Source organism: Bacteroides cellulolyticus (assembly GCF_025567135.1).
GTDB lineage: Bacteria > Bacteroidota > Bacteroidia > Bacteroidales > Bacteroidaceae > Phocaeicola > Phocaeicola cellulolyticus.
The window spans coordinates 43,259-59,018 of sequence record NZ_JAOQJJ010000018.1 but is presented as its reverse complement, the minus strand read 5'-3'; the positions used below and the strand labels follow the sequence as shown (position 1 = coordinate 59,018).

General features: G+C 39.6%; 11 protein-coding genes. 5 read left to right on the top strand and 6 right to left on the bottom strand.

Annotation, left to right across the window (positions count from 1 at the left end):
• Positions 1-156 precede the first annotated feature (156 nt).
• The 3 genes from OCV82_RS13065 to OCV82_RS13055 form a co-directional block, all read right to left on the bottom strand.
• Positions 157-2,898 (bottom strand): fimbrillin family protein, encoded by a 2,742-nt coding sequence (locus OCV82_RS13065; RefSeq protein WP_154044804.1) that lies wholly within the window; start codon positions 2,896-2,898, stop codon positions 157-159.
• A 31-nt stretch (positions 2,899-2,929) separates the two neighbouring features.
• Positions 2,930-3,949 (bottom strand): BACON domain-containing protein, encoded by a 1,020-nt coding sequence (locus tag OCV82_RS13060; protein ID WP_262543699.1) that lies wholly within the window; start codon positions 3,947-3,949, stop codon positions 2,930-2,932.
• 62 nt (positions 3,950-4,011) lie between these two features.
• Positions 4,012-4,881 (bottom strand): MBL fold metallo-hydrolase, encoded by an 870-nt coding sequence (locus tag OCV82_RS13055; RefSeq protein ID WP_154044802.1) that lies wholly within the window; start codon positions 4,879-4,881, stop codon positions 4,012-4,014.
• A 1,445-nt stretch (positions 4,882-6,326) separates the two neighbouring features.
• Between OCV82_RS13055 and OCV82_RS13050 the strand changes: the two genes are divergently transcribed.
• The 4 genes from OCV82_RS13050 (at position 6,327) to OCV82_RS13035 (ending at position 10,469) form a co-directional block, all read left to right on the top strand.
• The gene (locus OCV82_RS13050) at positions 6,327-8,252 is read left to right on the top strand and encodes an AAA family ATPase (RefSeq protein WP_262543698.1); all 1,926 of its coding nucleotides are present in this window, start codon (positions 6,327-6,329) and stop codon (positions 8,250-8,252) included.
• A 56-nt stretch (positions 8,253-8,308) separates the two neighbouring features.
• Positions 8,309-9,082, top strand: coding sequence for an inositol monophosphatase family protein (locus tag OCV82_RS13045; protein ID WP_154044801.1), 774 nt, complete (start codon positions 8,309-8,311; stop codon positions 9,080-9,082).
• A gap of 208 nt (positions 9,083-9,290) precedes the next feature.
• Entirely contained in the window at positions 9,291-9,683 is a 393-nt protein-coding gene (locus OCV82_RS13040) for a hypothetical protein (RefSeq protein WP_154044800.1), read from the top strand.
• A gap of 66 nt (positions 9,684-9,749) precedes the next feature.
• On the top strand, positions 9,750-10,469 hold the full coding sequence (locus OCV82_RS13035) for a hypothetical protein (RefSeq protein WP_154044799.1): 720 nt from the start codon (positions 9,750-9,752) through the stop codon (positions 10,467-10,469).
• A 148-nt stretch (positions 10,470-10,617) separates the two neighbouring features.
• On the opposite strand, the gene OCV82_RS13030 is transcribed toward OCV82_RS13035, so the two are convergent.
• The 3 genes from OCV82_RS13030 to OCV82_RS13020 form a co-directional block, all read right to left on the bottom strand.
• Positions 10,618-11,994 (bottom strand): MFS transporter, encoded by a 1,377-nt coding sequence (locus OCV82_RS13030; protein ID WP_154044798.1) that lies wholly within the window; start codon positions 11,992-11,994, stop codon positions 10,618-10,620.
• 81 nt (positions 11,995-12,075) lie between these two features.
• A complete protein-coding gene (locus tag OCV82_RS13025) occupies positions 12,076-13,761 on the bottom strand; it encodes a putative transporter (protein ID WP_154044797.1) in 1,686 nt (561 codons plus the stop codon).
• A 133-nt stretch (positions 13,762-13,894) separates the two neighbouring features.
• A complete protein-coding gene (locus OCV82_RS13020) occupies positions 13,895-14,392 on the bottom strand; it encodes a hypothetical protein (RefSeq protein WP_154044796.1) in 498 nt (165 codons plus the stop codon).
• A 134-nt stretch (positions 14,393-14,526) separates the two neighbouring features.
• Here OCV82_RS13020 and OCV82_RS13015 point away from each other — a divergent pair, with 134 nt between their 5' ends.
• Positions 14,527-15,753: an IS4 family transposase gene (locus tag OCV82_RS13015; protein WP_154044795.1), complete on the top strand. Its 1,227-nt coding sequence runs from the start codon at positions 14,527-14,529 to the stop codon at positions 15,751-15,753.
• Positions 15,754-15,760 lie beyond the last annotated feature (7 nt).

Here is a 15,760-nt window from a genome sequence, read left to right as displayed (position 1 = left end):
CCCTTTCTCAAGTTTGAGGCGATCAGCCTCACTCAATTCAAGCACTTTTATATGTTTCATGATTCAATTTCTAAAATATCATGAGACAATATTAATAATTTATGCTGAATATAAAAATATTTTAGATCACTTACTTATATTCAAATGATAATAGTATCATCTTGCATCTTTCCATCCGCCTCTTTTCACTACAGGCGCACGATGCCGTTTTTCCCAGTCCTCACGGACATTCTGAGAAGACGGTGCACTCAAAGCACGCGAAACTGAATAGTTTCTGTTTATTTCATCATAAGCGGCAAAGTCCTCGAAATCATATACCCAACTATCGCCTTCGGAAAGTTCCATAATGACCTTATACAGTCTTTCGCGACTTGGCGCGTTAAACGGAGAATCATTATAACGCATCATGCTGTTTTCTGTAGGTCGGTAAGCTCCTTTGCCATACAAATAAGAACCTTCATAAAGTCCCAGACTTTCACCGGCATAACGCATATCATCCAAGAAATGTGCCCATTTTACTTCTTCAGGATTATTCCGCCAGTCAACATTGGCGCCCCATCCATAATTGTTCCACATATTATCCAGCTCTATACGCTCTGCATCAGGCAAAGTCTTATATTCATTGCCTCCTTCTACATATTCATCCATCAACCGGCCCAATCCGTGACCGCAAACTTCGTGGTTCAGGACATCGTTTACACCTTCCATCATATATCCTACATACGACATGTCTCCATAATACATAGTAGTGTAACTCCTGTCTGCACATCCTTTATTGTATATTACTGAAACCATCTGGTATGGAGCATTCTCCAAGCCCGGCACCTTTTTAGCATATTCGAAACAAACATTGTCATCCTCATTTATCCTATGTACAGCATTAGGATAGAATTCAGCATTCGGAGATACAACCTTCACACAATATACATTGAAACGGTCTCTAAACGATTTTAGCGGTTCATAGGCAAAATACTGATCCATAGCCTGTTTCATTACCTGCTCATATAATCCGTCGTCGCCCATGTCTTTATCAACAAATGCCTCACCCATGAATACCAGATTTATTCCTTTTCCTCTGGTGGCAGTCTGCAATGTCTTCACTTCACCGTCTCGCGAATAGTCCGTAGAAGTATATAAATCTACATCTCCCAAACGTTCTGACAATATATTTGTTATTTCATTACGATTTTGAGTCAAGCTCTGGAGTATCACCTCCTTGTTCTGATCAACGACAAAAATCGTAGGAGTAAGTCTTGTAAAGAAGCCTGGAATCTGAAATCCACGGATTGTCTGCATTTCAAAATTCCTCCATTTTACCTGATGTTCGTTTACATATTTCTGTATCTCATCCTTTGTGTCAAGACAATATCCTATCACCTCAAACCCTTTATCTCTATATTTTTCATACAAAGGTTTCAGATAGTTCTCTATATAATCATTTGAAAAAGGACATGTATAACTCCAATGAACAATAGCTGTAAGCTTATTTTTCGTATATTCAATATCAGATGAGATTGTGTTTCCATCTATATCCTGTACCACAAAATCCGGGGCCGGAAGAACAACTCCTGAAATATCAAATCCTCCGGTTATACAGCCTACCCATAAGTTTTTCCAGTTCGGATGATTCAGCACTGCATCCGGAATACGTCCTGTAAAATTATTATAGCCCAGATTGAAAGTTTCCAATACATCCATCAATCCGGCATATGATTCTGGAAGTGTTCCCTCGAAATTATTATTGGACAAATCCAGATTTACCAATCCACAAAGCTTAGAAATCGATTCCGTCAATTCACCCGACATATTGTTATAGCCCAAATATAACCTCTTCAGATGACGCAGTTTCTCTATCTCAGCAGGAATATTTCCTGTCAAGTTATTATCATTTAGATTTATTCCAACCACATTTCCATACATTGTACTAACTCCATACCAATCTTCCAAAGGCTTGTCACTACACCAATTGGTATTGTTTGTCCACTGCGAACCTCCTGTAGCATTATAAAAGGCAATCAATGCCTCGCGCTCTTCTTGTTCAACCTTATCAGGATCATAATCGACCTCACCTAATGTCAAATCGTAAACATGACCAGCCTGGAAACCATCCTCCGGAGCTTTCTTTTCCAAAATACCGTCACCCACCCCGTTGGCATCAAATTTATAGAATGTGAGATAATTGTCCTCTGTGGTTGGAAGAATTGCTATATAACAGGTTATAGTATCCTTGGTCTCAATAACGTCAGAAGGAACATTGTACCACACATAGTCTCTTTTCTCTGTTACAATCTTCTCTTCCTTAAAATCAAAATATGGAGTTACATCCACATCACTATCAACATACATAATAGGCTCCAGAGATTTTACAAACATTCCATAAGTTCCTTTCAGGAGCTTAGTTTTGATATTTAATTTAATGAAAGCAAACAGATGCTTGAAATTCAATACCAGTTCGTCTCCGGTAATTTGACCTTTTGCATACATCAAATCGCATTTGGCAGACGGAAGATCTTCGGAATATTCCTGACTCAACTGCGGAAGCTGCATCTTCGGATAGTCAATTGTTGTCTGTTTATATGGATAAAACGCATAGACTTCCTTTCCTTCCTGCAGATTAAGACGTTGTCCGGCAGGAGCGAAACTGACTTGTTTGCCTGAAGAAGTCGCTTTGTATTCCAGCAGTGATGTCTGTGCATCAGTAAACAGACCGATTGCATCATCTGCCGCCCATGTAACTGTCACCTTACCATCTCCAACTTCATATTCTGTTCTTGACGGAGTATCCAAATTACCTATTACGCGAAAACCACCGTCATCGCCAAACATATTTTCGTCAGTACAGCCGACTATTGTCCATACCAGCAAAAACAGACCTATATAATTCTGAATCTTTTTCATTACACGTTGTTTTTAATGTTGTTACGATAAACTATTTCCATTCCTCAATTGGCATATCATCAGGTCCTTCCCCTTCAGGCTGGAATGTCTTCTCCTTCTGATTGATAAAGATTTCTCTCTTTTCATCACCGCAAACCACAGTCAGAATTCCGTAACGCTGATTTTCGGTATTATTTTCTGAAACGGATATTTTCAATGTATATTCTCCCGCCGTTCCCTGTGAAGGAGATACGCTTACCCATGATGATGCAGACTCGTCAACTTCAACACTCCAATCTTTGTTTGTCACAAGATTTACTTCTATTACCTTTTCTGCACTGCTTATATCCCATGAAGTCTGAGATTCGGGAATATCAAGAACTGTTTCCTGTCTGCCCTGAAAAATATTAATATCCTTTCTCATATCACCGGATACTATAGTTACAAATCCGTAGCGTTCTTCTTCGGTATCATTTGCCGACACGGATATCTCCAATGTATATTCTCCTGCAGTACCTTTTGAAGGAGAGGCACTTATCCATGACGAGGCTTTATCATCAACTTCGATGTTCCAATCTTTATTGGTTACAAAATTCACTTCAATGACCTTTCCCAGACAATTTACATCCCATGAAGTCTGAGATTCAGGAATGTCAATAACAGTTTCCAAACCATATTGCATTAATGAAAGATCAACTCTTTCATCGCCTGACACGATAGCCACAAACCCGTAACGCTGTTCGCCTGTTTCATTTGCAGCTACAGATATCTCCAATGTGTAATCTCCTGCTGTTCCTTCATTAGGCGACACACTTATCCACGATAAAGCCGATTCATCTACTATTATCTCCCAATCGTTACTTGCAGAAAATTCCACTCTAATCAAATCTCCCTCATCGCTTACATCCCACGATGTTTGTGAATTCGGAAATTCAATTGTTACATCTTCTTCATCATCACCACCTTCCAACAAATCGATAAGTTTATCGCACGAAGAAAAGATAAATAAAAACATGACAAGGAATCCGGAAAGCAGAGCCTGACTCCTTTTAAGAATAACTTTAGATGCCATATTATAAAAATTTATTGATAACATTAATTACTGTTTTCTCAAGTAAAGGCAATATAAAAATATTACTTCATAAACGCCGGTACCGGCAAATGCATGCCGGCTATCACAAGATTATTCTTGCGGGCATACTCTATATAATGTTTACGGCTTTTTATCGCTCCCCTCTTATCCATGTCGTATGTGGCACAGATATCAGGATATTTCAGCTGCAGCGCCGCTCCGTGCATCAGATCACCTACCACCAACAGCTTGCCGGTCTGGAATACAGTATGTCCAGGAGTATGGCCAGAAGCATCCATTGCTATAACATTACAAGGTAGCGTATCTCCAAAAGCAAACATATGAACACGGTCGCCATAAGCTTTCATCATAGTTTCTACCTGCGACTTCTTGTCCTCTGGCATTTTCATCCACGCATCATACTCCGTTTTAGAGGCATATACTTCTGCATTTGTAAATACAGCACTGCCGTCTTTCATCATGCCTCCTATATGGTCTCCATGAAAATGAGTTATGAAAATATAGTCTATTTCAGACGGTGCGACACCCAAAGTTTTAAGGCCTTCCTGTAACTTGCTGTCAGGTGCTCCTACTCCTGAATCAAAAAGCATATACTTTCCATCCTTTTCTACCAGAAAAGCGCTCACCGAGGCAGGTATGCCATTCTGAAGTGAAAGACTGTCAATCTGTGCATCTGTAGCATCCGGGAATAAAAAGCGTGGCATTAGGCGATCTTTTGCATTATCTCGTATCCATGTAACTTTCACTCCATCAAGTTCTAAGGTGGATAGCATATTTTCTTTGACATTTAATACTTCCACACTTTCTGTAATCACATCTTTTTCTTTTGATTGTTTTGATTGTCCGGAATAACCAAGCATAAACAATGGTACTATCATATATGCTACACTACTGACAACAACATTCTTCATAGACATTTATTTTACGGTTTATTACTTCATAACACCATATAAGGTATATAAAAAAATATTTCCTTAAGGATAGTCTTCTGTTTTGAAATATACAAAGATACTTATTTATTGTTTAAATACCGAAACAATTTGTTATAATTTTCAAATTATAAACAGCTATATACAGACAATAAATATATTACTCTAAAAAAAGATCCCCTTTTTCCATGAATTCAAGAAAACCGTATCTTTATCATTTGTCATTTTTGGTTTTAAAGCCTTTAAGCTAACAAATAAAATCGGCTTGATTTAAGTAATATTCATGCGAATATATAAATACTAATTATTATTTATTATTACCAATATAAGTTATCACTATTCAACAAACATTATGAAGGTTCCATACCTTTTGGAATAGCCATAGCCACCAAATTCACCATTAATTTTAGGGCCATTAGGGCCATAGGTTCATATGGCCCTATTTTACCGGTACATAGCCATACAACACATTGTATATTAATATATTGCACAATATAACGCCAGATATTTTCTGATATTATGGATTATTTTTGAACCTTAAATTTATATAGGTTTATATCACATGTACATGCCATGAAAAATATATAAGCTCATTGCTACATTTTACACAATTTTAACTTTTTATTAAATACAAAAGAAATAGTTCATATATATAAATTTACCATATATCAGGTTAGTATAAAGCTGAAGGAGTTATTCAATATCGGAATTCATGAGAAAATATGATTGAAACTATTGTTAGAAAAATGGGGCCATATGAACCTAATGGCCCTAATTCATGCAATTTTTTTATATGAAAAGCAGTACAAAACAGATGTAAAGGATTGCTCTATAATTAACATAATACAACAAATAATCAAAGCTTGGATGTAGAAACAAAAATGAAAAAAGAGGTGATTATCAGAAATTTTGAAACTAAATACAATAAAGCATAATTAGATTTTATACCCTCCCACAAAAGCGTGCGCACGTTCAAGGCAAAGCGTGCGCACGCTTAAAATCGAATGAACGCACGTTTTAAGCGAAATGTACGCACGTTTTTTTGAACTTGTTTTATAGCATTTTTCCATATATTTCCCAACTAGAATTTGGAAATCAAAATAAATTGTATTATCTTTGTAATTGAGTATGTGGTGATTTTAAAATCGCCATATTTTAATTCTATTTTTTCATAAACAACAAAACAATGTCAAAGAAGCAAAACAGCAGGTTTATGGATTAAAAAAATCATTCATTAAACTAAGTTTTTCCGATGGCTGCAAAGAAAAAAAATCATGCGGCAGGGATTGCTATGCTCTTTGACTTACGGGTTCATACCCGACTCTTCGACTGGGAAGAGGGGGTTCTATTTTGAAAACTAGTTGTTAGTTACTAATTATTAGTTGTTAGTTATCAGACTTTAAAGAAACTCAAAAATCACGTTGTTTATGAAAAATGTATTCTTACGCGTAAAACGCAATTTCGATTCAAATTCAAATAATCTTGCTCCTGAATATGCCGACTGTCATCTTGATGTAGAATTTTCAGCTCCTAAAGGTCTGACCGGAGTAAAAGAGATGTCGGTACGTATTTATTCTTCCTCTTACAGGTTAATGGGTACCGGATGTATCACCCATAATCCGGACAATATTCTGAAAAAATCTTCCTTTCTACTGGCAAATGACGATTTATGGGATGCCGGCATGTATCGCGCCTACATATATATAAACGGAAATCCTAAATGGTTCTGCGAACTTAACCTGCCGATATCTTCCAACTATTGGACACGAAAAGCAATGCAGCCGATAGAAGGAAACCAGCAGGAAATGTTCTTTGCCGGAAAACTGGCATTCACCAACTGGTGGCATAAGCTGTACTGTGGACGTTTCAAAGAACCTCTCATAAAGTTACTGATAGACAGACTGCTGATTTACAGTAATGATTTAAACAACAGAAAGGCCGAAAAAGTGCCTCACCTGCTGGTGACCGGCGAGGGTGAGACCTGTGGTGCCAAGGCTTTGGCTTCGATGATTTTGGGCGGATTCATAACAGGCGATGATGTCTCCATGAAATACAGCCTGTCGCTCGAGGAAATCACTACGGGAGCTTACGGATGGAAGAACATGGAAGAAAAGGTGGCAAAGGCAAAGGCTGTGATTGTGGAGGTGACGGAACTGAAATATAACGCTCACACCATTAACATAGTTAACCTCATTGCCAGCATTATCAGATACGACACATTCAAGGGTACAACTTTCATCTTGCATGGGAAAGACAAGGACATTGCAATGATGATGGAAAAATGTGTACTGATGAACGGACTGTTCACCGAAGAGACAACATTCAGGTTGTCATCCGACAGATCTGTAGGATTTGAATATGAGTACGACCAGGAGGCTGAAGATTTTCAGAGACTGGTAGAGGGACTGATGGATGAAAAATTCGGCTTCAATAATGACGAGGACGAGTCCCGGATATCCGGCACAAAGGCGGAAAAGGAACTGGAAGACATGGTAGGACTGCAAAGGGTGAAAGACGACATGAGAGAGGCCAGAATGATGGCTATGTTCAACCAAAAGAGGGCTGAGATGTGTCTGCAGACAAATAATGAGCAGCGAAACCATATGCTTTTCCTGGGTAATCCGGGAACAGGGAAAACCACTGTGGCAAAACTTGTGGGCGAAATATATCACAACTTGGGTTTACTCAGCAAAGGGCACACAGTGGAGACTAACCGCTCCAAACTGGTGGGAGAATATATAGGTATGACAGAAAAAAAGACTCTGGAAGCCATCGAGGAGGCACGAGGAGGTGTGCTGTTCATTGATGAAGCATATACACTCGTATCTCATGAGAGTGATACGAAGGACTTCGGCAAGGAGATTCTGAATGCTCTGCTCACGGTACTCTCGGAGCCTCAACCTGACATGATTGTGATCCTGGCAGGATATGAGGACAAGATGATGAATATGATGAAAACAAATCCGGGACTGAAAGACCGCTTCCCGCTGACATTCCATTTTGACGACTATTCTGCAGAAGAGCTGATGGAAATGGCTTGCCGCACACTGAAAGCAGGGAACTACCGATTGACTGACGATGCTCATAAATGTCTGAATACCTTGATAGAAAAAGCTGCGGCTAACCGCAACGAGTATTTCGGAAACGGACGATGGGTGCATAATCTAATTTATCAGGGTATCATAAAAAGTATGGCTCAAAGGGTTATGACATCCTCTCCTACCGAAAGAAACATAGACATAGATATGCTGTGTGTGATTGAAGAGTCAGACATAATAGAGACTGAAAAAAACTTTCTCAGCCTGAAAACGGCAAATATTTCATCACCACGCCCTATTGGTTTCAGGGCGTGAGTGATATATGTTATTTTTTTAGTAATTTTGATTCTGAATATAATAAATAAAAGGATATGATATCACTGGATAAACTTAAGGACATAGTAATGAATGCTTCGGCACTCATGGTTACCGAAGGATTTGACATTTCGAGCAAGGAAGGGTATTCAAATATTGTTACCTCTTCGGATATTGCAGTGCAGGATTACTTGTGTAAACAGTTGGCAGAGGCACTGCCGGTCAGCGGATTTCTTTGTGAAGAAGAGGATATGCATGACGCAAACCATGAATATACATGGATTATCGACCCGATAGACGGGACAGCCAACTATAGCCGTGGAATAGCAGAATGCGCCATCTGCGTAGGATTGAAACATTATTCGGACATGATAATGGGGGTTGTATATCTTCCAAGGACTAAGGAAATGTTCTATGCAGAAAAAGGTAAAGGAGCTTATCTTAACGGCAAGAGAATCCATGTTTCAAATCGTGGCTTCGGGAATGCGATAATGTGTACCGCCCTGCCTGTATATCATAAGGAATATGCAGAAATATGTTCAGGAATAATACGTGAAACTTTCGGAAAATGTAACGACATACGCCGCTTCGGTGCTTGTGCTCCTGAATTGTGCTACCTGGCAATGGGAAGATGCGAACTGTACTTTGAGTATCTGTTAAGCCCATGGGACTTTGCAGCCGCATCACTAATCCTCACGGAAGCTGGTGGAAAGATTTCAGGTCTCGACGGCAAACCTCTTGACTTTGTCTCTCCTTGCGGAGTAATAGCCGGAAACAGCTCTGAAAACCTGGAAGAGCTTTTCACTATTATACAGAAACACATCGGATAAAACCGGGATACAGATGTCCGCCTGCAGAAAATGCCAACCAATTCAGTTCTGATTTTGGTTGGCATTTTCTGTTTTGTACATCATGCAAATTATCAAAGCGTTGATAATCAGAACATATCGGTTATTCTATGTACATTATAAAATCATTATCATCCTGCAAAATCTATATATCTTTGCAACCGGAAACAAAAACATAGCCAAACAAATTATGAAGAAAACATTATTGACTATCATTACTGCTACAGCATTGTCGTCATGCTGTACTGTTTTTACCGCATCGAAACAGAACATTACATTCATGGCTCCAAACGGAACAAAGATTTATGATGTAGAGACTAATATAAAGATAGCGGAAGTGGAAAAAGATAACATGGTAACTACTAAGATAAAGAAAAAAATCACAGACAAACAGCTTATAGCACGAAAAGACGGTTACGCTCCCACCCCTTTCATTCTTGAAACAGAATTTAATGCCTCATCCCTTTGGAATTTCCTTTTCTGGCCGGGATTTCTGGTTGATTTGGGTACCGGCAAAATGTTTAAGTGGGACAACACAATTATTAATGTAGAACTGGAACCTGAGACAGGCACCAATGAATAAGAGAAACTAAACTAGACTTAACTAAATTTTAAAGACTAAACCAGACTTAACTAAACTATTTGAATTATGAAAAAATCATTTGCAAAGAAACTTTTCGGCTCGATGATGATGCTGTATGTATTGGCTGCGTCAGGACTGTGTCTGACATCGTGCGAACAGGAAGATTCGAAAGATTTGGGCGATGCTCCACTATTCCAGAGGTATATGCTTGCTGTGGGCAACAATGGCGAGACAATAGCATACGCAGCTTTCTCGAGAGAAAGAAACGATTTTCTGAAACCTGTAAAAATGACCGGAGACCAGAAAATTTCAGTGAACGGCAAGGCCATGAACTACAACAGACTTGACAATTACCACTCTGTGGCGTATCTATATTCGCTGAAATTGGACAACAACGCCAACGAAGCGGAATTTGAATTCGTTCGTTTCAAAGACAATACGATAAAGAATAAGCTTGTAAAAGACAATTCACTTGCACTGGCATTGCCTGAAGATTTGAAAACCATAGAAGCCGGAAAGGTTGTAAACTGGAAAGGTGCCGCAAAAGCAGATGAAGAGACAATGGAATTTATTCTGGAAAAAACCGACAAGAGACAATTCGCCCAGTATTTTGGCGAAGTGACAGAAGACGGAAAAGGTTTCGTATTCCAGAATTTGCCTGAAAAAGGAAAATACAAACTTATTATCAGAAGATATAAATCAGCTCCTACCACACAGAATGACCGTACTGCAGACGGAGAAATGACTTTATGTTATTTCGATATACGCAGCATTGAAATCAAGTAAAAACATCCCGCTATAATTATAAATTAAATGAATCTCCGTAGTACTTTTTCCGCTGACTACGGAAACCAAAAAATCCTGCTTCCGTATTCTTATAAGAAAAACGGAGGCAGGATTTTATTTTGTCTAACTTTAAAACTAAGATTGAAGATTACTTGATATTGGATTCTTCAAGCTTATATCCAAACTTCTTGTCTGCAATTTTAAGGGCAAATGCCACCAGCAATGAAAGTACGGCAAAACCTGTGAAAATACACATAGGGAGTGTATAATCGTATAGGTTTGTTCCTGTTGCAGTCTTACCGGTGATACAATAATTGTCGAGTACAAAACCGATAAGTGTAGGTACTCCCCACAGACCTATGTTCTGTATAAAGAAGATAAGCGCGTATGCTGTTCCAAGCTGATGGGCAGGGAATATCTTCGCTACAGAAGGCCACATTGCAGAAGGCACAAGCGAGAATGCTATACCGAGGATTATCATAAGAATGATGGCAATGTATGCACCTGTGATGAAAGGCAAAGCATATACAAAGTGTACGAATATAAGCATTGCTGCTCCGAACATCATTATTGAAGCTGCCTTTCCTCGCTTATCGACCATTCCACCGAATACCGGCGTAAGGATCAATGCTCCCAAAGCAGGAAGACCCGCAAAGAATCCGGCTACGTTTTCGTCAATACCGTACTTTGTAATCATCAGTTCCGAAGCGAATTTCTGGAATGGGAATACGCATGAGTAGAATAATACGCAAAGCAGAGCAATAAGCCAGAAGCCCGGATTTGAAAGGATTGTTGCCACATCCTTGAAAGAGAACTTTTCGTTGTCAGAAGATTCATCCTTGATTTCTTCAATCTGTGTATCGAGCTTCTTGTCGAGTACAGAGAATGAGAAGAATGCAATCATACCGCCTACGAGGCATACAAGACCAATGAGAACAGGTGTAGTAAGTTCGAACGAACGTGCCACAGGGATAGCTACTGCGTATGCAGCCTGCGAACCTACACGTGCAAGGGCAACCTGAACTCCCATAGCTGTAGCCATTTCCTTACCACGGAACCATTTGGCTATCATCTTCGTTACGGTGATACCGGCAACCTCGGCTCCTACTCCGAACACTGAATATCCGGCAGAAGCGACGAAGACATCGGCTTTATATCCAAGTATTGTATCGGCAGTTCCCACCATGCTTGTCATGGCATAATACTCAAGTCCTGTACCTACTACCATGAGTATGGTAGCCAACTTTCCTGTAAAACGAATGCCGAATCTGTCAAGAATCAATCCTCCCCATATCAGCATAAGGCAGAATACATTCAGAAAGCTGTAGGCACCTGTGTATATTCCATAATCACTACTTGTCCATCCAAGACCATTGTCGGCTGGAGCAGCCTCAAGCATACTCTTTAGCGGTGCGACTACATCGTTCACATAATAAGCAGCCATCATTGTGAAGGCTACAATAGCCAGAGCACCCCAACGCATGCCCCACGAATCGTTTAACTTTTTCTTTACCTGTTGTGTCATTTTATGTATATTTATTTATCATTTTTCGAAAAAACGATGCAAAGATACACATTTTCTTGCATTTAGGAAACAAATATACATTTATGCCAATGATAAAATCAGCAACTGCGCCGTGAGGACACGAAGGAACATAGTAAGCGGATAGACTGTGGCATATCCTACTGCAGGAGCATCGCATGATGTCTGGTCGTTGGAATATGCAAGTGCAGGCGGATTGGTTGTCGCTCCGGAGAGGACTCCGATAAGGGTATAATAGTTGAGTTTGAAAACATAACGGCCTACAAGTCCGGCTATGATCAAAGGCATTACGGTAATTATAACTCCATATCCTATCCATACATATCCTCCGTGATGAACTATAGTATCGACAAATCCTGCTCCGGCTCCCAAACCTACACAGGCAAGGAATAGTGAAAGACCTATCTCGCGAACCATCAGATTGGCACTCATGGTGGTATAGGTTATCAGTTTGTACTGAGGGCCGAAACGGCTGATCAATATAGATACAATTAGCGGACCTCCTGCCAGACCTAACTTAACAGGCTGAGGGATACCGGGGAAAACAAATGGAATACTACCAAGAATACATCCCAAAGCTATACCTAGGAATATAGGAATAAGGTTAGGATGGTTAAGCTGCTTCAACGAGTTACCGAGAACTTTCTCTGTCTGACCTACTGCAAGCTCATTACCGACAATCATAACACGGTCGCCTATCTGGAGCTGAAGATTTGGTGAAGGAACCAAATCTACTCCCGAACGGTTTACTCTTACTACATTGGCTCCAAAACTGTTTCTGATTTTGAGCTGTGAAAGCATCTTGCCATTTACCTCTGAACGGGTAATAACGACACTTCTAGTTACAAGGTCGGCTTCTTCATTGTCCCAGTTCATCTCTACCTGACAGCCAAGGAATACTGTTATGGCATCAATATCAACCGGAGCAGATGTAAGAAGAATCTTGTCATTCAGGTTCAATACAGTATCGGCACCTGCCATTTCCACTGTTCCTGTATCTGCATGATATATGTGTGAAACAACGAAATATCTCTTCACCAGAGGATGTATATCACGGAGTTTCTTTCCTATTACAGACTCATTATGTATCTCGATGGTAACAGGTCGTACAGTCAGTTCCTGAAGATGTCCCAAACCGCGTTTGGCATCAGTTTCTTCTGTATCAAGCTTAACGCGAAGAATATATCTCAGTCCCCAGAGAGAAAGGATACATCCGATTACACCAAGCGGGTATGCCACAGCATAACCTAATGCTATTTCTGGAGCATCAACACCGTTGAGGTCGCTGTTTGCCTGTTGTGCGGCACCAAGACCCGGTGTATTGGTTACGGCACCGGAAAGAATACCAACCATAGTTGTGATAGGCACTCCGGATACAAAATGAAGTACTATTGCCAGAATTACACCGGAAAAGACAACTGTCATCGCCACCATATTGAGTGTGAGACCTCCTTTCTTGAACGCAGAGAAGAAACCCGGACCAACCTGAAGACCTATTGAATAGACGAACAGAATAAGTCCGAACTCCTTGAGAAAATGGAGCAGGTGTTCATCAAGATTCATATTGAAATGTCCGAAGATAATTCCGACGAAAAGTATCCATGTGATACCCAAAGAAACACCGGCCACCTTTACTTTACCAAGCGCAATACCTATCGTTATTACCAATGACAGAATAAGTACGGAGTGCGCCACTCCCCCTCCCCATAAATTGGGATAACCCATAAACAGGTTTTCAATCAATTCCATAATTATAGTTTTTTATTGTATTAAATTTTCATAGATCTTAAATTACGGGGGGCAAAGGTAATAACAATATCTCTATAAAGATAATATTTATGTGAGAGAATTCTTTTTGCGAAAAGGGATAATGTCAGATATTTTATGATTTGCGAAGTGTATTAAGAATGTCGCTCATTGCATCAATGTCAGAACATATCCTTTCCACAACATTATCCAGACTTTCATCCAGCGATATTAGATTTTCCAATGTCTCGCTGTCCATATCCCTAAAGTTAAATTTCTTATGGAGATTTCCATAGGCCAGATACCATCCACGCTGGTCTTTCTCATAAAAAGACATTTTAAAGTTCGCCATCAAATCCTCATAGTCCTTGTAATCTGTTATTGGAACGTAGTCACACTTTCCATTTCCGGTATTCTCAATATTTTTCTTTCTGGCAAGGAAGCCGCATTTTATAGGAGTATGCATTCTGACAGCATATAAAATATCTGAATCTTTATAATCTCCTATTTTAAACTCAAACCCGTAGTGATTGTCCCTGTTGTTTCTATAATAGTTTTCTACCATATCATCAGAAGCAATAATATAATTGCTGTTTTTAGGGGCAGGAGCTACTTTATAGCCTTTACCTTCCATCTTTTTCCTAAGACTATTCCAAAATATTGCTGTCCGATAAAAATTTATCTAAGGCATAAAAATAAGGCTGACTTCATTTGCGAGGTCAGCCTATTTTTGTTAGATTTCTGTCGCCAAACAAAATTAATCCAACTATGGGCAAAAGTATACATTTTAGCGGACAGCCGCTCTATAGTCAGGTCATAAAATTACTTGATAAATCAAAAATTCTTCAGATAAGCCGTAAATATGGCGGTGAACACTATGTGAAACGATTCGATGGATGGACACATCTTGTTGTTATGCTCTACGCCATCATTATGCGTTTTGATTCCTTGCGTGAGATAATGGCTTCCATACAGGCAGAAGCCCGCAAACTTTGTCATCTGGGTATAACGACCATGCCTTCGCGCAGTACACTTTCCGATGCCAACAAACGCCGTCCGGAAATCATATTTGAGTCCATCTATCGTGACTTATACACCACATACAGAAATGTACTTTCCTCGGACAGCCGTAAAAACAGGGATACAGCCTGGATGAAGCATCTTCAGATTATTGATTCCACCACCATCACCCTGTTCTCCAATCTACTGTTCAAAGGTGTGGGGCGTCATCCCAAGACCGGCAAGAAGAAAGGAGGTATAAAGGTACATACTGTCATACATGCCAACGAGGGAGTACCCTCAGACATAAAGTTCACTTCGGCAGCAACCAACGATTCTTTCATGTTGAGACCGTCAGCACTGAACAAAGGTGACATAATTACCATGGACCGTGCATACATTGATTATGAGAAGCTGGAAACACTCACGCAAAGAGAGGTCTTGTATGTGACAAAAATGAAGAAAAACCTGAAATACAACATTATAGAAGACTGTATGTACCAGACAGATAAAGGCCTTATGGAGGTACGTATACAAAATGTGACATTCTCAAAAATGTTAAAGGATGGTACAATTATGATTCATCATGCCCGTATCATTACCTATGTTGATATTAAAAAACACAAACTGGTTTCATTGCTTACAAACGATATGGAATCTGATCCGAACGAGATTATAGAAATCTACCGCAAACGTTGGGAGATAGAACTGCTGTTCAAGCAGATAAAACAGAACTTCCCCTTGAAATATTTTTATGGGGAAAGTGCAAATGCTATCAAAATACAGATTTGGGTGACACTTATAGCCAACCTGCTGCTTATGGTAATGAAAAAGGGACTGACTCGTTCCTGGAGCTTCTCCGGTCTTGCAACCATGATGAGGATTACACTTATGTATTATGTGGATTTCTACAGCCTTTTCAACCATCCGGAAAAGGATTGGGAAACGCTTTTGGACGTAAATCAGAAAGAAGATTGTCAATTGTCTATTTTTTGATAGGGCT